Consider the following 19529-nt stretch of genomic DNA (forward strand, 5'->3'; position numbering starts at 1 on the left):
GTAATACTCGTCACAGCTCGGTGCAGGTCCGAACGGACGGACGGGCGCCGGGCACGAGTACAGCGAAGGGACCACCACCACATGTCGTCACGTAGCGAGCTGCTGGAGCAGCCACTGCAATCCCGCCGCAACCACTGGAACAACTGGGTTGCGTCGCACGCGGAGATGAAGCCCGATCAGGCCGCGTTCCGCTTTCTCGGCCAGAGTACGACCTGGCGCGAATTGCACGACCGGTCGGAGGCGCTCGCCGGCGCGCTGTCCCGCCGAGGTGTGAACTTCGGCGACCGTGTTCTGCTGCTCACCCTCAACCGCACCGAATTCTTCGAAGCGGTTCTCGCGATCAATGCCCTCGGTGCCATCGCGGTCCCCGTCAACTTCCGGCTGACCACGCCCGAGGTCGCGTTCATCGCCCGTGACTGCGGGGCTCGTGCGGTGTTCACCGAGCCCGCGCTCGCACCGCTGGTCGCGGCGGTGCGTCAGGACGTTCCCGAACTGAGCCTGGTTGTGAACATCGGCGCCGACTCGGAAGCCGACGTGCTCGGTTACGAAGAACTCGTGTCGGAGGCCGGCCCGGCGTATGCACCCGTCGATCTGCCCGAGGACACACCGTCCCTGATTCTCTACACGTCCGGAACGACGGGTACACCCAAGGGTGCGGTGCTGTCGCACTCGAACATGGTCGGACAATCCATCACCTGTATCCGCGCGATGCGCTACGACCGCGGCGACGACATCGGGTTCCTCGCGTCCCCCGTCTTCCACGTGGCCGCGCTCGGTTCCGTCGCCCCGATGCTGATGCTGGGCGGTACCACGGTGATTCACCCGCTCAAGGCGTTCAACCCCACCGAGATGCTCGACGTGTGGGAGCAGGAGCGGATCACGACGGTGTTCCTCGTGCCGGTGCAGTGGCAGGCCGTCTGCGCCGACCCGACCGTCCGGGGTCGCGATCTCGCCCTTCGTGTCATCAGCTGGGGTGCGGCGCCCGCATCGGATACGGTGCTGCGCGCCATGGCGGACACGTTCCCGCGGGCGCTCATCGTCGCCGTGTTCGGGCAGACCGAGATGTCGCCCATCACCTGCGTCCTCGACGGGGACGACGCGATCCGCAAGCTGGGCTCGGTGGGCAAACCGATCCCGACGATCCAGACGCGCGTCGTGGACGACGACATGAACGTCGTCGCACCCGGGACCGTCGGCGAAATCGTCTACCGCGGACCGACGATGATGCTCGAGTACTGGCAGAACCCGACCGCCACGGCGGATGCGTTCGCCGGTGGGTGGTTCCACTCCGGAGATCTGGTGCGGCAGGACGACGAAGGATTCGTCTACGTCGTCGACAGAAAGAAGGACATGATCATCTCCGGCGGCGAGAACATCTACTGCGCCGAGGTGGAGAACGTCCTGTTCGGACACCCGCGGATCCGGGAGGCCGCCGTCGTGGGCAGGCCCGATCCCAAGTGGACCGAGGTGCCCGTCGCCGTCGTCGCACTCGACGACGAGGGATCCGACCTGACCGTGGAAGAACTCGCGGCGTGGCTCGACGACAAGCTTGCCCGGTACAAGCACCCGAAAGACGTCGTGATCGTCGACGCACTGCCCCGCAACGCCAGCGGCAAGGTCGTCAAAGGCGAGCTCCGAAAGGCCCACGGCGCAACCGGCGTCGCGGTCGTCTGACCCCGTATCGAACATCTCGAGCCGGTCGCCGCTCTGCGGTGACCGGCAACGGGGGAGGACCGCGTGACATTCGAGTTGCCACCCGCCAAAGGGCCCGTGAGTCATTTCGCCAACGAAGTCGGCGCACTCATCGGATTCTCGATCGCGACTACGGTGGCCGCGCTGCGAGTTCTGGTGCGGCGCAAGCTGGCCTGGCGGGAACTGCTGGACCAGGCCTGGCGGATCGCGTCGGTCACGTCGGCGCCCGCCCTGCTGTTGATGATCCCCATCGGAGTCCTCATCGCGGTCACGATCGGTAGCCTCGCCGGTCAGCTCGGCGCTGAGGGGTACACCGGGGCGGTCGTGGGGTTCGTGATCGTCGGGCAGGCGTCCGCCCTGGTCTGCGCGCTGATGCTGGCCGGGGTCGGAGGGTCCGCGATCTGCGCCGACCTCGGCTCGCGGACGATCCGCGAAGAGGTCGAGGCCATGGAGGTCCTCGGGCTCAACGTGATCGAGCGGCTCGTCGTCCCGCGAGTGCTCGCGGCGGTGATCGTCGGCGTCGCACTGTGCGCGATGGTCACCGCCGTCGGAGTGTCGGCCTGCTTCCTCTTCCAGGTGGTCGTCCAGAACAGTTCGGCGGGAAGCTTTCTCACCGCACTGTCCCAGTACACGCGGTTGTCGGATTTTGTGGTCGCCCTCGTCAAATCGATGGCGTTCGCGGTGACATCGGCGCTCGTCGCCAGTTTCAAGGGGCTGCACGCCAAGGGCGGACCCAGCGGTGTCGCCGACGCCGTCAACGAGGCCGTCGTCCTGGCCTTCATCCTGGTCTTCATCGTCAACACGGTGCTCAGTCAGCTCTATTCCGTTCTCGTCGTCCCGGTAGGTGGTTACTGATGGTCGTGAGTGCCAGATGGCCCGCCGGGCACTGGGTGCGGACCCGGGCCCGCCAGCCCCTCGACCTGATGACGGGGCTGGGCCGGGAATTCACGTTCTACGGCAGTGTGATCGCCGGAGTTCCCCTCGCGATCGTCAAGTACTGGCGGCACATCATGCGTCAGATCGGCGACATCAGTTTCGGCGGCGCCACGCTGCTCGCCGGCGGCGGCGCGATCGGCGTCGTCTTCGCGATGTCCGCCGTCGCCGCGACGCAGGTGGGCATCGAGGGGCTGCGCGGACTGGACCTGCTCGGTATGGGATCGCTGTCCGGACTCCTGTCGGCGATCCTCAACACCCGCGAACTGGCGCCCGTGATCGCCAGCATCGCGCTCGCGGCGAAGGTCGGAACCGGGTTCACCGCCCAGCTCGGCGCCATGCGAATCTCGGAGGAGATCAGTGCGCTGGATGCGATGGCGATCCGGTCGCTGCCGTTCCTCGCGAGCACACGACTCGTCTCGTGCCTGATCTGTGTGATCCCGTTGTACATCGTCGGCCTGCTGTCGTCGTACCTGGCTTCGCGGCTGGTGATCGTCACATTCGGCGGGCAGTCGGCCGGAACCTACGACTACTACTTCCATCTCATGCTCACCCCCACCGACGTCGTGTACTCCTTCGTCAAGGCTGTCGTGTTCGCGACGATCATCGCGCTCGTCCATTGCTCGTACGGGTACCACGCGTACGGCGGCCCCGAGGGCGTCGGCCGTGCGGCCGGACGCGCCTTGCGTACCAGCATCCTCGCCATCGGCATCGTCGACCTGCTCCTGACGCTCTCGCTGTGGGGCCTCGTCCCGTCCGCCCCCGCACTGGGGTTGCCGTGATGCGCGGCCGTCCGGGGGGACCGGGCACCGGCGCACTCGCCGTGCGGGGGGTGATCGGAGTGGCCGTCCTGATCCTGGGATCGGCATTGCTGGTCGGTTTCGGCACCGGTGCGATCGTCACCGATCCGGTGGTGACAGCGACGCTTCCGGCCGACGCCGGTGCCGTGAAGTCGCACACCACGGTGTCCTACAAGGGGGCGACCGTGGGGACCGTGTCGAGTGTCGACCCCGGAATGAACGAGACCGGCATGGACATCAGTCTCCGCCCGGAACAGATGCGTCACATCCCGGCGTCCGTGCAGGTGCGGGTCGTGCCCCGCACGCTGTTCGGTGACCAGACCGTAGAGCTGGTGTCGACCGCCGGAACCGGCGGCGCCCGACTCGAGGCCGGCGCGCGGCTGCAACCCGACACCTCGGCCGATACCGTCCAGATGTACGACCTGTATTCGAAGGTCTACGACATGCTGTCGCGGGTGAAGCCGGAGCAGATGCAGGCCGCACTCAGCGCCGTCGCGGACGCGTTGCGTGGCCGCGGCGAGCAGCTGGGGCACACCATCGACAGCCTCCACACGGTGGCGACGTCGACCGCGCCTCTCGTCGAGTCGGTCGCGGAGCGGACGCCACAGATCGCCCGGATCAGTGAGCAGCTGGCCGCGGCCGCACCGGACGTCCTCGCCACCATGGACGCCGCGGTGTCCCTGTCGAGCACTCTCGTCGAGAACACCGACAGCTTCACCGGTTTCCTCGCCGCCTCACTCGTCGTCTCGAGGAACTCCGGCGACGTCCTGGAACAGAACGCGGACAACATGATCGCGGTGGCCCTGAACGTCTCGCCGACCCTGGGCACCATGGCCAGCAAGTCCGATCTGCTGCGGGCCACCCTCGACGAGGCAGGCCCGTTCGGCGAGTCCGGCGCCGCCGTCTTCTCCACCGGCAAGTTCGCGGTCCGCGTTGCCGCGGACCTGTCCAACCCGCGGCCCTACACGTCGGCCGACTGCCCGCAGTATCCCGGCATGAACGGACCGAACTGCGGGGGAGGTGGCGGAGGATGAGCGTCCGGAACTCGGCAATCAAACTGGCGATCTTCGCCGTCCTCGGCATCCTCTCGGCAGTGCTCGTCGTGAACACGCTGCGGGTCCCGGTCGAGGGGCAGACCGTCACGTACACCGCGTTGTTCACCGACGCCCAGGGGGTCACTCCCGGCAGCGACGTCACCATCGCCGGTGTGCGGGTGGGACGCGTCGATTCGATCGACATCGTCGACGGCACCGCCGGAAGTGCCACCGCCCTGGTGGACTTCGAGGTGCAGCGCGATCAGAAACTTCCCGCCGACACCAGCGTCGCCATCCGATACGGCGACCTGCTGGGGGTCCGGTATCTCGATCTCGCGGCCGGGCCGTCGGGCCAGGGCACGCTCGAGGAGGGCGACACGATCCCGCTCGACCGAACGTCGCCCGCACTCGATCTCACCAGTCTCTTCAACGGATTCAAGCCACTGTTCGACGCCATCGACCCGAAACAGGTCAACGCACTCGCCACCGAAGTCGTCGCCGTGTTCGACGGCAGGAAGACGAGCATGGAAACTCTGCTGCGCCGGGTGGCGGACGTCACCGGCAACCTGGCGAACCACGATCAGCTGATCGGTGATCTCATCCGAAACCTCGAGGTGGTGGTGGGCACGGCGGCGGCGCGGGGTCCCGAGCTGTCCCACCTCGTCGACAGCCTCACCCAGTTCACCGGAATGCTCGCCGAGAACAACGAGGTGCTCTTGGACACCCTCGATCAGAGTGCGGCGGTGAGTCGCTCGGCGCTGCAGATCGTGGACGGGCGCGTCCCGGAGCTCGGCCGCACCGTGAAACAACTTCACTCGCTGACGGGGGCGATGCTGGGCGCCAACCCGGAATTCGATCACCTGATGGTGGCCATGCCGGAGTTCTTCTCGTCCGTCGACCGCTCGGGCTCGTACGGCTCGTGGCTCAACATCTACCTGTGCACCTTCATCGTCAACGTCGACGGTCGCGAAGGTGTCCTCGGTCCCGATCTGCATTCGAGGTACTGCCAATGAGTGTCACCGAGAAGGTGCGCGACGTCTGGGACTCGCTGGCCGGAAATCAGCGACTGCGGCCCGTCAACCCGCTGATCGTCGGGATCGCCGGAATCCTCGCGGCAACTCTGGTGCTGGCGCTGGTTCTGGTGATCCCGCGGGTGAGCTTCGCCGTGCGGACCGACGGTTACACGGCCGAACTCGCGAACGCTGCGGGCCTGACCGATTCGGACTACGTGAACGTGGCGGGGGTCCCCGCCGGCCGGGTGACCGCAGTGGACTTGGCGGGCGATCACGTGGTCGTGCACTTCCGGCTCGACGGCGAGCGTCACCTCGGATCGACGACGTCCGCGGGAGTGAAGCTGTCGACCATCCTCGGCAAGCGCTATCTGGACGTCGCGCCGTCGGGGCCGGGAGACCTGGGGGACGACGGGGTGATTCCACTCCGCCGCACCAGCGTCCCGTACTCGCTCGACGACATCGGGTCGTCCGCGATCGAGACGGCGGACGAACTCGACCTCGGGGGACTGCAGAAGATGCTCGCTGTCGTGACGGAGACGTTGCCGCAGGAAGCGAACCTGAACCGGGAGGCACTGGCGGGGGTGAGTGCGGCGTCCGCGATCCTGGCGAAGAACGCCGACCAGGTCACGCAACTGCTCGACAGCTCGCGGACCCTCACGGACGTGCTGGTCGGTCAGCAGGATCAGCTCACCACCCTGCTCGGTAACGCGGACATCGTGATGAACACGCTCGCCACCCGGCGTGCGGCCATCCGCCAGATGGTCGACGATCTCCAGGCGCTCGTCGCACAGGCATCCCAGTTCCTGGGTGAGAACACCGCCGAGCTGGATTCACTGCTCGCGAACGCGAGGCAGGTGACGGACCGGTTGCAGGCGAACCTCGCGAACCTCGACGCGCTCCTGACCACGGGTGCACCGGCCGCGAGGGCACTCGTGAACGCGACCGGAACCGGTGACTGGGCCGACGTCTCGGCGCCGTCGGCCGTGATCGCCGACAATCTGCTCTGCGTCGTCGGGCTGATCACGGGGTGCTCGTGAACGCGGGCATCACGCGCCGGGCCGCCGGGATCGGCGGCGTGCTGGCCCTCGTGGTGGCGGTCGTCGTGGCCGGCTGGCTGCTGATCTTCCGCACGTCGTCCACTGTCGTGCATTCCAAATTCGGCTACGTCAACGGCGTGTTCCCCGGCACCACGGTCTCGGTACTCGGGGTTCCGGTCGGCACCGTCGAGGCGGTCGAGCCGAGAGGCGCGACCGTGATGGTCACGATGTCCGTCGCGTCGGACGTCGTGCTCCCCGCGGACGCGAACGCGTACGTGCTGGTGACGTCCGCGATCGGTGAGCGCTTCGTCGAACTCGGTCCCGCGTACACCGGCGGCCCGGTGTTCGAGAGTGGGCAGACCATTCCACCCGAACGCAGTCATTCGCCCATCACCTGGGACCAGCTGATGGACAGCGTCGACACCGTCGTCAAGGCGCTCGGCCCGGACGGAGGCGACGCCGGCGCCGCGATCTCCGCTGCCGCCGCGTCGACGGACGGCCTCGGTCCCGCGATGAACGACGCCATCCGCACACTGTCGCAAGCGAGTTCGGTGGTCGCGGGCAACAGTGCGGATGTCGGAGCGCTCGTCGACAACCTCGAGGTACTCGTGAACACGATCTCTTCGCGTCAGGCGCAGGTCGATTCACTGGCCGGTTCGCTCACCGCGATCGGGGACGAGTTCGCCGGCCAGAAGTTCGCGATCGGCGACACGGTGAACCAGTTGTCCGCGCTCCTGAACCAGATCGACCAACTCGTGTCCGCCAGGGGCGGCGACGTCGCCGCCGGCATCGACAACCTCGCGGGCGTGAGCGAGGTGCTGCAGAGGCACGACACCGACCTCGCCGAGATCATGGACCTGGTGCCCTTGCTGATCGACAACATCCAGCGTGCGGTCACTCCGGACCAGCGTGCCCGCATCAGACTGAACATCTCCACGAACCTGGCGCAAGCCGAGCCGACGTCCCCGCTCTGCGCGGTGGTCGATCCGATCCTCTGCCGAGGAGCGGGAATCACCAACCCGATTCAGTTTCCGCCCAGCATGTCCGACCCGTTCGGGCTGCGCGAACTCATGGTCGGAGGACGATGACGATCCGGACGAGAACGAAGTCGCTGACGGCGGCACTGATCGTCGGTGTGACCCTGCCCGCCGCAGGGTGTTCGCTGAGCCTGCAGGATCTGTCGGTGGGCCGTTCGCCGGAAGGTCCGTCGTATCAGATCTCCGCCCAGTTCGACGGAGTCGATCGCGTCGTCCCGGGCGCCGAGGTCCGGGTGGGCCAGGAAGTCGTGGGCCGCGTCTCGGACGTGTCGACCCGGGACTTCACCGCAAACATCGAGATGCGGATCCGCGACGACGTCCCGATACCGCAGGATGCGACGGCCCGGATCGAATTGCCCACGGCCCTCGGCAATCCCTTCGTCCGGCTCGACGTCGGGGACGCGGCGGGCGCGCCGATGAGCGAGGGCGACACCATCCCACTGGATCGGACGTCGCGCGGTCCCGACATCGAGAGCGGCCTGGCCGCGCTGGCCACCGTGCTGAACGGCAGCGGCATCGACCAGATGCACGCCATCATGAACGAATTGACCGTCGCCTTCACGGGCCGCTCGGACAAGGTCCGGGAACTGGTGGACATGCTGAACGACACGCTGGGGGTCGTCGACGACCACCGGGACGAACTCGACCGGGCGATGGTGGCGTCCAATGCCTTCGCAGCGGAACTCGCTGCCGGGCAACCGATCCTCGACCGGGCGATGACCGGTCTGGCGCCGGCGGTGGATCTCCTGGTGTCGCAACGAGATCAGATCGTCGCGCTGATGGGGGAGGCGTCCCGTCTCAGCCGCGAGGCGCAGCACGTCCTCGGCAGCGCCGGATCCGAATTGTCGGCCGAGATCAGCGACGCGGGGGCCGTACTCACGGCGCTCGACGGGTTCGAGTCGCAACTCGCGCCGACACTGAATTCGGTGGCGACGTTCCTGGGTGGATTCGCCGCGGCCACACCCGGCGATTACACGACGTTCGACGGAACGTTCGACGTCACCGCCGTCATCGCCAAGCTGCTCACCGGATCGGCTCCGCTCGAGGTGCCGGAAGCCCGCACGCTGCCCGAGGTACTCGGCGGAGGCGTCCGATGATGACACGTCACGTGGTGGCGCAGCTGGTCCTGTTCCTCGTGATCTCGATCGCCGCGATTCTGTTCGGGCTGCGGTATGTCGCCGGCCCGGACACGTTCGGAACTCCCATTCACCTGAGTGCCCGGCTCGACCACGCCGCAGGCCTCGCCCAGGGAGCGTCCGTCAACTATCGCGGCGTCGGAGTGGGCACGATCAGCTCCGTCGATGTGAACCCCGAAGGGACGGGCGTCGTCCTCGGCATCGAACTGCATCCCGGTACGCAGGTGCCGGCCGGTTCGACCGCGAAGATCACCACCGAGAACGCGATCGGCATCCAGGCGCTCGACATCATGCCCGACGGCGCGGACCCGCCGTACCTCGCGGACGGAGACGTCGTCGAGGTTCCGGAGGAGGGAATCCCGCGCTCGCTCGACGCGACCCTCGTCGAGACCACGGACCTCGTGAACTCGATGGACGTCACCGCTCTGTCCTCCCTGGCCGATACGTTCGGCACCGCCTTCGGGGGCACGGGACCGGACCTGCAGAACCTGCTCGACAGTTCCGCCGACATCGCACGGACACTCGAAACCCGCACCGACGCACTGTCGACCATCGTGAACAAGGGCATGCCGCTCCTCGACACGGCGGACGGTCTCACCGCGGCTCTGCCGGAATCGGCGAGTACGGCGCGGAGCGTCCTCGAGCAATTGCGGGCCCACGATTCCGCCCTCGTCGACCTGCTCGGACGCTCGCCGCAGACGATGGCGAGCCTGGACGCGTTGCTGTCCGGAAATCGGGACTCACTGGGTGCGCTGATGGCGAATCTGGTTCTCCCCACCCAGATCGTCGGTGACCGCACACCCTCCCTCGACTACGGCCTGACGATCATGCCCGGCGCGCTGCCGAAGATCGCGTCGATCGAGAAGGGCGGACTCGCCGACCTACTCCTGGTCGGAACGCAGGGACCGATGTGCGTCTACGACGCCCCGCGCCGTCTGGTGACCGACGCGGAACCGAGTCAGCCCGCACTGGACTGGACGTGCCAGTCGCAGCAGTACCTGGAGCAGCGGGGTGCCGTGAACGTGCCACGACCGGACAACCTGGGTCAGGCGAACGCGACGAGGAACGGCGGCGTCTACGGACCACCGGCTGCGGACGATCCGCTGGTGATCGAGCCGCCACTCACCGGGCACACCCCGCGCTAGGTCCGTGCACGAGCCGAGGAGAGACCATCGATGAGTAAACCGACGGGTGAGGCGGCGGGCGGCGTCGACACGGCCGGCCGTATCAGGAGGCTCACTCAGGCCGCACTCAATGCCGACGTCACGATCGGCCGCGTCGACGGCGTGGCACACGAGATCGGGACGTCCCTCGACGAATTCACCCGTGTGCTGGGCAGGTTCGACGCGTTGCTGGACAAGTTCGCCGACGGGCTCGACACCTTCGCCGGCACGGTCCGGTCGGTGGACGGCGTCGTCGGGTCGCTGGCGGCCACCGAACAGGACCTCGACGAGCTACTGCTGCGCGTCGGCCGGATCGTCGAGACGGTCGACTGGCTGCTGACCCCCGCGACCGCGGCGCGTCGCCGTTTGGCCGGCATCAGATTCTTCTGACGTCCGGGAATACGAGTGGCTACGCCGGGTTGCCCGCGGCCCGGCGATAGCCGCGCACCGCGGGGTAGGTGAAGATCAGCAGCCCGGCGAGCGACCACGCGATGGTCTTGATCAGTGGTTCCGCGACGGGTCCGCCCATCGACAGTCCCTTCATCGCGTCGATCGCGCACGACATCGGCTGGTTCTCCACGAACGGCTGAAGCCACGTGGGGTAGGCGCCTGTGGGTACGAATCCCGAGTTGAAGAACAGCAGGAGGGTGCACAGCAGGGAGAGGATTTCGACGAGCGGCGCCTTCGCCGCGTTGACGGCGAGAGCGGTCACCATCGTCGCGAAACTCACCCCGAACAGCAGCGGCAGGAGCATCAATGCGATACCGGCGAGAATGCCCTGATCGAACCGGAACCCGATAGCGAAACCGACGGCGATGATCAGCACCGTGGTGAGCATGATCCGCACGGATTCGGCCATGAGTCGGCTGAGCAGGCCCGACGCGCGGTGCACGGGCAGCACCCAGAACCGGCTCAGGAGCCCGTCCGCCCATTCCTTCTTCAGCGACAGACCGCCCGCGATGGACCCGAACATCGCGCCGACGAGCGTGATCATCGGAACGGTCCCGAAGACGCTGTTGACCCCGGTGGCCTTGGTGATCGAGATCCCGAGGACCGCCCAGAACATCAGCAACATCAACGACGGGTACACGATCGCCTGAAGCATGGTGTACGGGTCGCGCGCCCAGCGGAGCAGAAGTCGTCTGGTCTGCAGCAGGCTGTGCGAGAACAGCGCGGCGAGGGAATTCTCCGGGTGGGGTTCGAGCACCTCGGGGAAGGTCACCGTCGCCGGTGTGTCGGATCGGTACTCGGTGGTCATCCGCGCCTCACATTCGACCAGATCGACAACGGAATGAAGACCAGCGCCAGCCCTCCGCACCACAACAGGGTGGGGGTCAGCTGGTGGAACGTGATCGTGCCTTCCGTCATGGCACGCATGGACGAGGAGAACTGCGAGATGGGCTGATTTCGCACGAAGCCCTGCGCCCACTCCGGGAACTGCGACACCGGAACGAAACCGGACGAGAACATGCCGAGGATCAGCTGGGGGAGCGTCAGCGCCTGACTGGTGACCTCGGGGCTCCGGGTCAGGGTGCCGAGCGCATCGGCACCCGTCGTGAGCGTGAACCCGATCAGCATCGCCAGCCCGCAGAACGCCGCGGTCAGCCCGAAGCCGCCGTCGAACCGGAAGCCGATCGCGTATCCGTAGCCGATCGCGGCGACGAGCGAGATCGTCGAGTGCACGAGGGAGGCGGTCATGCGCGCGACCAGCGGGACCGCCGCCCCGACCGGCATCGTCTGGAAGCGGGAATTCATGCCGTTCGACGCCTCGGTGGCCGCGCGGTGCGCCGCCGAGATCGCGGTGAACGCCATGGCCTGCAGGACGATGATCGGCATGACGAACTGCGCGTAGTCGATGCCCTGAAACTTCATCACCAGACGCAGTGGCAGATAGAAACCGACGGTGAAGATCAGCGGGGCGAACACCGCGATGAAGAACTGACCGAACACCCACATCGTGTGCAGATTCCGCTGGGACATCGCAATCCACTGCTGGACGATCGACGGTTGCGGCCGCCGGTGCCTGCCTTCGAGGGCACTCTCGAATCCGAGCTGGGCGGGCGCCGTCACGACGGCAGGCTCTCGTCGACGCGGACGTGACCGGTGAGGGAGAGGAAGACGTCGTCGAGGGACGGGCGCCGCAGGGCGATGTCGGCGAGCGTGACCCCGGCGAGGTCGAGTCGGCGCAGAACCTCGGCGAGGGTCTGGGCGCCGTGTTCGGCGGGAATCGACAACCGGTCGGTGCCTTCTTCGATGACCCGGCCGGGTGGGCACAGGCTCGAGAGGATCTCCCGGACGCGCGGCAGGTCGTCGAGACTCACCGGGACGACCTCGCAGTAGCTTCCGCCGGTCCGGGCCTTCAATTCGTCGGCCGTGCCTTCGGCGATCACGGTGCCCTTGTCGATGACGACGATGTTGTCGCTCAGCAGGTCGGCCTCTTCGAGGTACTGCGTGGTCAGCAGGATCGTGATGCCCTGCTCCTTCAGCGCGGACACGAGGGACCACACGCCCTGGCGGCTGCGGGGGTCGAGACCGGTGGTGGGCTCGTCGAGGAACACCACCTCGGGGCGGATCACCAGGCCACAGGCGATGTCGACGCGCCGGCGCATGCCGCCGGAGTACCCGGACACCTTCCGGTCGCCCGCTTCGAGCAGATCGAACTGGGTCAGTAGGTCCTGCGCGCGCGATTTGGCGGACGCCTTCGGCAGGCCCATCAGGCGGCCGAAGAGCACCAGATTCTCGCGACCGGTCAGCGACTCGTCGAGGGCGGCGTACTGGCCCGTCATCATGATGCTGCGACGGACGTTCGCCGACTCCTCGACGACGTCGTGTCCGGCGACGAATGCGCGGCCCGCATCGGGTCGCAGCAGAGTGGACAGCACGTTGACGGTGGTGGTCTTCCCTGCGCCGTTGGGGCCCAGGATGCCCAGGACCGTGCCGCGGGGCACCTCGAAGCTCACACCCCGCAGCGCTGCTACGTCACCGAAGGATTTCTCGATTCCCTCGACAAGAACGGCGGTGTCAGCTGCTGGCATGTCCCGAGTATGTCACGCGAAGAGGGTGATCAAGGCAGACCGGGGAACACCTTCGCGCCCGAGGAACGGGAGGGGAAATCTTCTGTAACGCGGAAAGACAGGTACGCGATAAATGCCGGACGTCTGTACCACTTCGGCCCCGGCGACCGCGGCGGAAACCGGTCCCGTCCGGCCGGAAGGTGGTGCTGTGCCGCGACGTCCCGGCTCCGGGGAAGTGCCACACGGCAATTCGGGTCACCCCCGATGACGCCGCAACGAATGTGAGCTTCGACATGCGCCTTTCGCGTTCTACCGCGACGTGACCCACGTCGTGATGTCGGCGTGAACCACCTCTACCCCCTGCCCGTCGAAGATGCGTACCGGCACGACGACGTCGGTGCCCGCAGTGATCGCGGTGAAGTCCGGCAGCTCCGGCAGTTCCGCGACGGCGCGCAGCTTTCCGTTCGCCTTGGCGAGGTAGTGGACCGTCATCGACTTCGGGATCCACCGGTGGGTCGAGGGCACGGTCGCCTCGGACAGCATGCCCATGGCGGCCTCGGCGAGGTTGCACGCCGCGATCGCGTGGAACGTGCCCAGGTGGTTGCGGACGCCCCACCATTTCGGGGCGCGGACCTCGCAGCGGCCGGGCCGCATCTCGACGACGCGGGGGAGGACCGAGCCGAAGTAGGGGACGCGGAGACACATGCCGACGGAGAAGAGGGCGTGTCCGAGCGCGTTGTCGGGGAGTTTCTGCCACGCGGCGTACGTGGGACTCGAGATCGTCATCCACGCATCTTACTTCAGAGTAAGTTCGGGCGATGGCGGGAGGGATCGAGCCCGGTTTGAAGTCTCCCGCCCGGTACGGCATACTGGTCGGGTTGCCTTGTCTGGGACGCGATCGTTTGCGGCCCGAAACAGGTGGGGTGAAACGTCGCGGTGTAGATCACATGACCTGCTCGCGGCCACATGCAAGACGGAAGCAGTACCTACTGGCACTCGAATTCGAGTGCATCCGGTGCGCGTTCCCGGCCCGAAAAGCTGAAAAGTTCCGGGTCGGAGAATGAGTGGGTGGGCGACACGCCCGACCGCGTGTACCGGAGAACCATGACAGATGAACAGCGGCAGCGGATCGGGTGTGTCCCGGTCGCCTAGCGTTCGGACAGTTGCGGCCCAGGTAAGGGACTGTGCAGACGAGGTAGTTCGGCCCGACTCGGGTGGGACTACGAAACGCGGCAAGAAAAGGACACTAAGCGTGGCGGGACAGAAGATCCGCATCAGGCTCAAGGCCTACGACCATGAGGCGATCGACGCGTCAGCGCGCAAGATCGTCGAGACGGTGACCCGTACCGGGGCCCGCGTCGTTGGACCCGTGCCGTTGCCGACCGAAAAGAACGTGTACTGCGTCATCCGCTCGCCGCACAAGTACAAGGACTCGCGCGAGCACTTCGAGATGCGTACTCACAAGCGGCTTATCGACATCCTCGACCCGACGCCCAAGACGGTTGACGCGCTCATGCGCATCGACCTTCCGGCCAGCGTCGACGTCAACATTCAGTGAGCGCGGCGGAGACAAAAACAATGACTGATACCAAGATCAAGGGAATCCTGGGCACCAAGCTCGGCATGACCCAGGTCTTCGACGAGAACAACCGGGTCGTTCCGGTCACCGTCGTGAAGGCCGGACCGAACGTCGTGACCCAGATTCGTACCGAAGAGCGTGACGGCTACAGCGCCGTGCAGCTCGCGTTCGGCGCCATCGACCCGCGCAAGGTGAACAAGCCGACTTCCGGCCAGTTCACCAAGGCCGGCGTCACCCCGCGCCGCCACGTTGTGGAGCTCCGCGTTGCCGACACCTCGGAGTACGAGGTCGGCCAGGAACTTACCGCCGAGGTCTTCGAGGACGGCGCCTACGTCGACGTCACCGGAACCAGCAAGGGTAAGGGCTTCGCCGGAACCATGAAGCGCCACGGCTTCGCCGGTCAGGGTGCATCGCACGGTGCGCAGGCCGTTCACCGTCGCCCCGGTTCCATCGGTGGTTGCGCCACTCCGGGCCGCGTGTTCAAGGGCATGCGCATGTCCGGCCGCATGGGTAGCGACCGCATCACGACGCAGAACCTCTCCGTTCACAAGGTGGACGCCGAGAACGGCCTGCTGCTGATCAAGGGTGCGATCCCCGGCCGCAAGGGCGGCCTCGTGATCGTCAAGAGTGCAGTGAAGGGTGGTGCACGAGCATGACCAGCACCGAGACATCGACGACCAAGCTGACGCTGGACGTCAAGGTCGCCGGCGGCAAGACCAACGGCACCGTCGACCTCCCCGCGGAGATCTTCGACGCGCCTGCCAACATCGCGCTTCTCCACCAGGTTGTCGTCGCGCAGCTCGCTGCTGCACGTCAGGGCACCCACGCCACCAAGACCCGCGGCGAGGTTCGCGGTGGTGGCAAGAAGCCATACCGCCAGAAGGGCACCGGCCGCGCTCGTCAGGGCTCGACCCGTGCACCGCAGTTCGCCGGTGGTGGCACCGTCCACGGCCCGCAGCCGCGCGACTACAGCCAGCGGACCCCCAAGAAGATGAAGGCCGCCGCCCTGCGCGGAGCCCTCTCCGACCGGGCCCGCAACGAGCGCATCCACGTGATCACCGAACTGGTTGCCGGTCAGACTCCGTCCACGAAGTCCGCCCGCACCTTCCTCGGCGAGATCTCGGACCGCAAGAAGGTCCTGCTCGTCGTCGGACGCGAGGACATCGCGGCCTGGAAGAGCGTGCAGAACCTGGACGGCGTGCACCCCATTGCACCCGACCAGCTCAACACCTACGACGTGCTCAACAGCGATGACGTCGTGTTCAGCGTCGAGGCGCTCAACGCGTTCATCCACGGGCCCGCCGAGACCGCCCAGGAAGAGAACAAGGAGGAGGGCAAGTGAGCACCATCGCCGATCCCCGCGACATCCTGCTCGCCCCGGTCATCTCCGAGAAGTCCTACGGACTGATCGAGGAAGGCACCTACACCTTCCTGGTGCACCCGGACTCGAACAAGACGCAGATCAAGATTGCCGTCGAGAAGATCTTCGGCGTCACCGTGACCAGCGTCAACACCGCCAACCGTCAGGGCAAGCGCAAGCGGACCCGGTTCGGTTACGGCAAGCGCAAGGACACCAAGCGCGCGCTCGTGACCCTCTCGGCCGACAGCAAGCCCATCGAGATCTTCGGAGGACCGGTCGCGTAAGCGCCCGGGACTTGACGAGACATAGAGGACGAGAAGACTCATGGCAATCCGTAAGTACAAGCCGACTACCCCGGGCCGTCGTGGCTCGAGCGTCTCGGACTTCGCCGAGATCACTCGGTCGACCCCCGAGAAGTCGCTGGTTCGCCCGCTCCACGGACGCGGTGGACGTAACGCACACGGTCGTATCACCACCCGGCACAAGGGTGGCGGACACAAGCGCGCCTACCGGCTGATCGATTTCCGTCGCAACGACAAGGACGGCGTGCCGGCCAAGGTCGCTCACATCGAGTACGACCCCAACCGCACCGCGCGTATCGCCCTGCTGCACTACGCGGACGGCGAGAAGCGCTACATCATCGCCCCCAAGGGCCTGGTCCAGGGTGCTCCGGTCGAATCCGGCGCAGGCGCCGACATCAAGCCCGGCAACAACCTGCCCCTTCGCAACATCCCGACGGGTACCACCATCCACGCGGTGGAACTCCGCCCGGGTGGCGGCGCCAAGATGGCCCGCTCGGCCGGATCCAGCATCCAGCTGCTCGGTAAGGAAGGCACCTACGCCACGCTGCGTATGCCGTCCGGCGAAATCCGTCGTGTCGACGTTCGCTGCCGCGCCTCGATCGGTGAGGTCGGCAACGCCGAACAGTCGAACATCAACTGGGGCAAGGCCGGCCGTATGCGCTGGAAGGGCAAGCGCCCGACCGTCCGTGGTGTCGTGATGAACCCGGTCGACCACCCGCACGGTGGTGGTGAGGGTAAGACCTCCGGTGGTCGCCACCCGGTCAGCCCGTGGGGCAAGCCCGAGGGCCGCACCCGCAAGAACAAGGCGAGCGACAAGCTCATTGTCCGTCGTCGCCGTACCGGCAAGAACAAGCGCTAGGAGGGAGTGAAGGATGCCACGCAGCCTCAAGAAGGGCCCGTTCGTCGATGACCACCTCCTCGCGAAGGTGGACGTGCAGAACGAAAAGGGAACCAAGCAGGTCATCAAGACCTGGTCCCGTCGTTCCACGATCATCCCGGACTTCATCGGCCACACGTTTGCGGTTCACGACGGCCGCAAGCACGTCCCCGTGTTCGTTTCCGACTCGATGGTCGGACACAAGCTCGGAGAGTTTGCACCGACCCGCACGTTCAAGGGTCACATCAAGGATGATCGGAAGGCGAAGAGGCGATGAGCAACACCGAAACCGCCAACCCGACCGCCAAGGCTGTAGCGCGCCACGTGCGCGTCACGCCGATGAAGGCGCGTCGTGTTGTGGACCTGGTCCGCGGGCGTTCGGTTGAAGACGCCCTGAACATCCTGAAGTTCGCGCCGCAGGCCGCGAGCGAGCCGGTCGCCAAGGTGATCGCCTCCGCAGCAGCCAACGCCGAGAACAACCTCGACCTCGACCCGAGCACGCTTGTCGTCGCCACGGCGTTCGTGGACGAGGGCGCGACCCTCAAGCGGTTCCAGCCGCGTGCACAGGGACGTGCGTTCCGTATCCGCAAGCGCACCAGTCACATCACCGTGATCGTGGAGAGCCTGCCGAAGACCGGAACATCGACCCGTAATCGCCGGAAGGGAAGTGCTCAGTAGTGGGCCAGAAAATCAACCCGCACGGCTTCCGCCTCGGCATCACCACCGACTGGAAGTCTCGCTGGTACGCAGACAAGCAGTACGCGGAGTACGTCAAGGAAGACGTCGCGATCCGTAAGCTCCTCGCCACCGGCATGGAGCGCGCGGGCATCGCGAAGGTCGAGATCGAGCGCACCCGTGACCGTGTGCGTGTGGACATCCACACCGCTCGCCCGGGCATCGTCATCGGCCGCCGCGGCGCCGAAGCCGATCGCATCCGTTCCGAGCTCGAGAAGCTGACCGGCAAGCAGGTCCAGCTGAACATCCTCGAGGTCAAGAACGCCGAGGCCGAGGCTCAGCTCGTCGCACAGGGTGTGGCCGAGCAGCTCTCGAACCGTGTCGCCTTCCGTCGCGCCATGCGCAAGGCCATCCAGTCGGCCATGCGTCAGCCCAACGTCAAGGGAATCCGCGTTCAGTGCTCCGGTCGTCTCGGCGGCGCCGAGATGTCCCGGTCGGAGTTCTACCGCGAAGGCCGTGTGCCGCTGCACACGCTTCGTGCGGACATCGACTACGGCCTCTACGAGGCCAAGACCACCTTCGGCCGCATCGGCGTGAAGGTCTGGATCTACAAGGGCGACATCGTGGGTGGCAAGCGTGAGCTCGCCGCCAACGTGGCAGCTCCCGCAGGCGACCGCCCGCGCCGTGAGCGTCCGAGCCGTCCCCGTCGTTCCGGTGCCACCGGCACCACCGCGACCAGCACCGAGGCCGGCCGCGCAGCGACCGCCACTGCCGATGCACCCGCTACGACTGAACAGAAGGAGGGCTGACGCATGTTGATCCCACGGCGGGTCAAGCACCGCAAGCAGCACCATCCGAGCCGTTCGGGTGCCGCCAAGGGTGGAACCCAGGTGACCTTCGGTGACTACGGCATCCAGGCTCTCGAGCCGGCCTACATCACCAACCGGCAGATCGAGTCCGCTCGTATCGCCATGACCCGGCACATCAAGCGTGGCGGCAAGATCTGGATCAACATCTTCCCGGATCGCCCCCTCACCAAGAAGCCGGCCGAAACCCGCATGGGTTCCGGTAAGGGTTCGCCCGAGTGGTGGATCGCGAACGTCAAGCCCGGTCGCGTGATGTTCGAGATGAGCTACCCCAATGAGGAGATCGCTCGTGAGGCTCTGCGCCGCGCGATGCACAAGCTCCCGTGCAAGTGCCGGATCGTGACAAGGGAGGAGCAGTTCTGATGGCTACTGGAACCCCAGCCGCAGAGCTCCGCGAGCTCACCGAAGAAGAGCTGGTCACCCGGCTTCGTGAGTCGAAGGAAGAGCTGTTCAACCTTCGTTTCCAGATGGCCACGGGTCAGATGGACAACAACCGTCGACTTCGTACCGTTCGTCACGAGATCGCGCGTATCTACACCGTTCTGCGTGAGCGTGAGCTCGGGCTGGCCGTTGGTCCGGACGCAGGTGACGCGGCATGAGTGAGGAAAAAGCAGTGAGCACTGAAGAGCGCGGCAGCCGCAAGGTCCGCACCGGATACGTCGTCTCCGACAAGATGGAGAAGACGATCGTGGTCGAGCTCGAAGACCGGGTCAAGCACCCGCTCTACGGCAAGATCATCCGGCGCACCAGCAAGGTGAAGGCGCACGACGAGAACGGCGTCGCAGGCATCGGTGACCGCGTGCAGCTGATGGAGACCCGTCCGCTGTCCGCGACCAAGCACTGGCGTCTCGTCGAGGTCCTCGAGAAGGCCAAGTAAGAAACCGAATAATGTATCCAGTACGATGGTGGGGTTGCCTTGCGGCAGACGCACGGCAACCCCACCGTTGTGCCGCCCACCCGGGCGGCCCCTCTCGGAGGGCACGGGTACAGACCGCGCACGTCGGGTCGGAA

At 66.5% G+C, this 19529-nt stretch carries 25 protein-coding genes; 21 read left to right on the forward strand and 4 right to left on the reverse strand.

Going from position 1 to position 19529, the window contains the following annotated elements; all coding sequences use genetic code 11:
* Positions 1 to 81: 81 nt before the first annotated feature.
* From fadD5 to FND50_RS13125, 10 genes are all read left to right on the forward strand, one after another.
* On the forward strand, positions 82 to 1674 hold the full coding sequence (gene fadD5, locus FND50_RS13080) for a fatty-acid--CoA ligase FadD5 (RefSeq protein ID WP_144286049.1): 1593 nt from the start codon (positions 82 to 84) through the stop codon (positions 1672 to 1674).
* 63 nt (positions 1675 to 1737) lie between these two features.
* Complete coding sequence (locus tag FND50_RS13085) at positions 1738 to 2547, forward strand: ABC transporter permease (protein ID WP_144286050.1); 810 nt, start codon at positions 1738 to 1740, stop codon at positions 2545 to 2547.
* Positions 2547 to 3407, forward strand: a complete 861-nt coding sequence (locus tag FND50_RS13090) for an ABC transporter permease (RefSeq protein WP_144286051.1) — start codon at positions 2547 to 2549, stop codon at positions 3405 to 3407. The genes FND50_RS13085 and FND50_RS13090 overlap by 1 nt, the downstream gene beginning before the upstream one ends.
* On the forward strand, positions 3407 to 4459 hold the full coding sequence (locus FND50_RS13095; protein ID WP_144286052.1) for an MCE family protein: 1053 nt from the start codon (positions 3407 to 3409) through the stop codon (positions 4457 to 4459). The genes FND50_RS13090 and FND50_RS13095 overlap by 1 nt, the downstream gene beginning before the upstream one ends.
* Positions 4456 to 5472 (forward strand): MCE family protein, encoded by a 1017-nt coding sequence (locus FND50_RS13100; protein WP_144286053.1) that lies wholly within the window; start codon positions 4456 to 4458, stop codon positions 5470 to 5472. The genes FND50_RS13095 and FND50_RS13100 overlap by 4 nt, the downstream gene beginning before the upstream one ends.
* The gene (locus FND50_RS13105) at positions 5469 to 6509 is read left to right on the forward strand and encodes an MCE family protein (RefSeq protein WP_144286054.1); all 1041 of its coding nucleotides are present in this window, start codon (positions 5469 to 5471) and stop codon (positions 6507 to 6509) included. Before FND50_RS13100 ends, FND50_RS13105 begins: the two co-directional genes overlap by 4 nt.
* A complete protein-coding gene (locus tag FND50_RS13110; RefSeq protein ID WP_260850978.1) occupies positions 6506 to 7597 on the forward strand; it encodes an MCE family protein in 1092 nt (363 codons plus the stop codon). Before FND50_RS13105 ends, FND50_RS13110 begins: the two co-directional genes overlap by 4 nt.
* Entirely contained in the window at positions 7594 to 8643 is a 1050-nt protein-coding gene (locus tag FND50_RS13115; RefSeq protein ID WP_144286056.1) for an MCE family protein, read from the forward strand. The genes FND50_RS13110 and FND50_RS13115 overlap by 4 nt, the downstream gene beginning before the upstream one ends.
* On the forward strand, positions 8640 to 9827 hold the full coding sequence (locus FND50_RS13120) for an MlaD family protein (protein ID WP_144286057.1): 1188 nt from the start codon (positions 8640 to 8642) through the stop codon (positions 9825 to 9827). The genes FND50_RS13115 and FND50_RS13120 overlap by 4 nt, the downstream gene beginning before the upstream one ends.
* A gap of 30 nt (positions 9828 to 9857) precedes the next feature.
* Entirely contained in the window at positions 9858 to 10235 is a 378-nt protein-coding gene (locus FND50_RS13125; RefSeq protein ID WP_144286058.1) for a hypothetical protein, read from the forward strand.
* A gap of 19 nt (positions 10236 to 10254) precedes the next feature.
* On the opposite strand, the gene FND50_RS13130 is transcribed toward FND50_RS13125, so the two are convergent.
* The 4 genes from FND50_RS13130 to FND50_RS13145 form a co-directional block, all read right to left on the reverse strand.
* A complete protein-coding gene (locus FND50_RS13130) occupies positions 10255 to 11103 on the reverse strand; it encodes an ABC transporter permease (RefSeq protein ID WP_144286059.1) in 849 nt (282 codons plus the stop codon).
* Positions 11100 to 11915, reverse strand: coding sequence for an ABC transporter permease (locus FND50_RS13135; RefSeq protein ID WP_144286060.1), 816 nt, complete (start codon positions 11913 to 11915; stop codon positions 11100 to 11102). The genes FND50_RS13130 and FND50_RS13135 overlap by 4 nt, the downstream gene beginning before the upstream one ends.
* Positions 11912 to 12880 carry an ATP-binding cassette domain-containing protein gene (locus FND50_RS13140; protein WP_005253854.1) on the reverse strand — a complete coding sequence of 323 codons (969 nt, stop codon included), beginning with the start codon at positions 12878 to 12880 and terminating at the stop codon, positions 11912 to 11914. Before FND50_RS13140 ends, FND50_RS13135 begins: the two co-directional genes overlap by 4 nt.
* Positions 12881 to 13168: 288 nt before the next feature.
* Entirely contained in the window at positions 13169 to 13645 is a 477-nt protein-coding gene (locus tag FND50_RS13145; protein ID WP_144286061.1) for a hotdog fold domain-containing protein, read from the reverse strand.
* 466 nt (positions 13646 to 14111) lie between these two features.
* Between FND50_RS13145 and rpsJ the strand changes: the two genes are divergently transcribed.
* From rpsJ to rpsQ, 11 genes are read left to right on the forward strand one after another with little or no spacing between them, the layout of a single operon-like run.
* Complete coding sequence (rpsJ, locus tag FND50_RS13150; protein ID WP_003938093.1) at positions 14112 to 14417, forward strand: 30S ribosomal protein S10; 306 nt, start codon at positions 14112 to 14114, stop codon at positions 14415 to 14417.
* A gap of 20 nt (positions 14418 to 14437) precedes the next feature.
* Positions 14438 to 15094: a 50S ribosomal protein L3 gene (gene rplC, locus FND50_RS13155; protein ID WP_005239628.1), complete on the forward strand. Its 657-nt coding sequence runs from the start codon at positions 14438 to 14440 to the stop codon at positions 15092 to 15094.
* A complete protein-coding gene (gene rplD / locus FND50_RS13160; RefSeq protein ID WP_005239630.1) occupies positions 15091 to 15780 on the forward strand; it encodes a 50S ribosomal protein L4 in 690 nt (229 codons plus the stop codon). The genes rplC and rplD overlap by 4 nt, the downstream gene beginning before the upstream one ends.
* Positions 15777 to 16082: a 50S ribosomal protein L23 gene (gene rplW, locus FND50_RS13165; protein ID WP_005239632.1), complete on the forward strand. Its 306-nt coding sequence runs from the start codon at positions 15777 to 15779 to the stop codon at positions 16080 to 16082. Before rplD ends, rplW begins: the two co-directional genes overlap by 4 nt.
* A 40-nt stretch (positions 16083 to 16122) precedes the next feature.
* Complete coding sequence (gene rplB, locus FND50_RS13170) at positions 16123 to 16959, forward strand: 50S ribosomal protein L2 (RefSeq protein ID WP_005239633.1); 837 nt, start codon at positions 16123 to 16125, stop codon at positions 16957 to 16959.
* 13 nt (positions 16960 to 16972) lie between these two features.
* Positions 16973 to 17254 carry a 30S ribosomal protein S19 gene (gene rpsS / locus FND50_RS13175; protein ID WP_003940820.1) on the forward strand — a complete coding sequence of 94 codons (282 nt, stop codon included), beginning with the start codon at positions 16973 to 16975 and terminating at the stop codon, positions 17252 to 17254.
* The gene (rplV, locus tag FND50_RS13180) at positions 17251 to 17655 is read left to right on the forward strand and encodes a 50S ribosomal protein L22 (RefSeq protein ID WP_005239634.1); all 405 of its coding nucleotides are present in this window, start codon (positions 17251 to 17253) and stop codon (positions 17653 to 17655) included. Before rpsS ends, rplV begins: the two co-directional genes overlap by 4 nt.
* Entirely contained in the window at positions 17655 to 18461 is an 807-nt protein-coding gene (gene rpsC, locus FND50_RS13185; protein ID WP_005239635.1) for a 30S ribosomal protein S3, read from the forward strand. The genes rplV and rpsC overlap by 1 nt, the downstream gene beginning before the upstream one ends.
* 3 nt (positions 18462 to 18464) lie before the next feature.
* On the forward strand, positions 18465 to 18881 hold the full coding sequence (gene rplP / locus FND50_RS13190; RefSeq protein WP_005239636.1) for a 50S ribosomal protein L16: 417 nt from the start codon (positions 18465 to 18467) through the stop codon (positions 18879 to 18881).
* Positions 18881 to 19117, forward strand: coding sequence for a 50S ribosomal protein L29 (gene rpmC, locus FND50_RS13195; RefSeq protein WP_005239637.1), 237 nt, complete (start codon positions 18881 to 18883; stop codon positions 19115 to 19117). Before rplP ends, rpmC begins: the two co-directional genes overlap by 1 nt.
* Complete coding sequence (rpsQ, locus tag FND50_RS13200) at positions 19114 to 19395, forward strand: 30S ribosomal protein S17 (RefSeq protein WP_005239638.1); 282 nt, start codon at positions 19114 to 19116, stop codon at positions 19393 to 19395. The genes rpmC and rpsQ overlap by 4 nt, the downstream gene beginning before the upstream one ends.
* Positions 19396 to 19529: the final 134 nt, after the last annotated feature.

Origin of the sequence: Rhodococcus sp. WB9, from assembly GCF_007558985.1 — a bacterium.
In the GTDB taxonomy this organism is placed as follows: Bacteria; Actinomycetota; Actinomycetes; order Mycobacteriales; family Mycobacteriaceae; genus Rhodococcus_F; species Rhodococcus_F opacus.

Coding starts and splice junctions, on each gene's coding strand:
- fadD5 (WP_144286049.1), top strand. CDS start 82: ATGTCGTCACGTAGCGAGCTGCTGGAGCAGCCACTGCAATCCCGCCGC.
- FND50_RS13090 (WP_144286051.1), top strand. CDS start 2,547: ATGGTCGTGAGTGCCAGATGGCCCGCCGGGCACTGGGTGCGGACCCGG.
- FND50_RS13095 (WP_144286052.1), top strand. CDS start 3,407: ATGCGCGGCCGTCCGGGGGGACCGGGCACCGGCGCACTCGCCGTGCGG.
- FND50_RS13100 (WP_144286053.1), top strand. CDS start 4,456: ATGAGCGTCCGGAACTCGGCAATCAAACTGGCGATCTTCGCCGTCCTC.
- FND50_RS13105 (WP_144286054.1), top strand. CDS start 5,469: ATGAGTGTCACCGAGAAGGTGCGCGACGTCTGGGACTCGCTGGCCGGA.
- FND50_RS13115 (WP_144286056.1), top strand. CDS start 7,594: ATGACGATCCGGACGAGAACGAAGTCGCTGACGGCGGCACTGATCGTC.
- FND50_RS13120 (WP_144286057.1), top strand. CDS start 8,640: ATGATGACACGTCACGTGGTGGCGCAGCTGGTCCTGTTCCTCGTGATC.
- FND50_RS13125 (WP_144286058.1), top strand. CDS start 9,858: ATGAGTAAACCGACGGGTGAGGCGGCGGGCGGCGTCGACACGGCCGGC.
- FND50_RS13130 (WP_144286059.1), bottom strand. CDS start 11,103: ATGACCACCGAGTACCGATCCGACACACCGGCGACGGTGACCTTCCCC.
- FND50_RS13140 (WP_005253854.1), bottom strand. CDS start 12,880: ATGCCAGCAGCTGACACCGCCGTTCTTGTCGAGGGAATCGAGAAATCC.
- FND50_RS13145 (WP_144286061.1), bottom strand. CDS start 13,645: ATGACGATCTCGAGTCCCACGTACGCCGCGTGGCAGAAACTCCCCGAC.
- rplC (WP_005239628.1), top strand. CDS start 14,438: ATGACTGATACCAAGATCAAGGGAATCCTGGGCACCAAGCTCGGCATG.
- rplD (WP_005239630.1), top strand. CDS start 15,091: ATGACCAGCACCGAGACATCGACGACCAAGCTGACGCTGGACGTCAAG.
- rplB (WP_005239633.1), top strand. CDS start 16,123: ATGGCAATCCGTAAGTACAAGCCGACTACCCCGGGCCGTCGTGGCTCG.
- rpsS (WP_003940820.1), top strand. CDS start 16,973: ATGCCACGCAGCCTCAAGAAGGGCCCGTTCGTCGATGACCACCTCCTC.
- rplV (WP_005239634.1), top strand. CDS start 17,251: ATGAGCAACACCGAAACCGCCAACCCGACCGCCAAGGCTGTAGCGCGC.
- rplP (WP_005239636.1), top strand. CDS start 18,465: ATGTTGATCCCACGGCGGGTCAAGCACCGCAAGCAGCACCATCCGAGC.
- rpmC (WP_005239637.1), top strand. CDS start 18,881: ATGGCTACTGGAACCCCAGCCGCAGAGCTCCGCGAGCTCACCGAAGAA.
- rpsQ (WP_005239638.1), top strand. CDS start 19,114: ATGAGTGAGGAAAAAGCAGTGAGCACTGAAGAGCGCGGCAGCCGCAAG.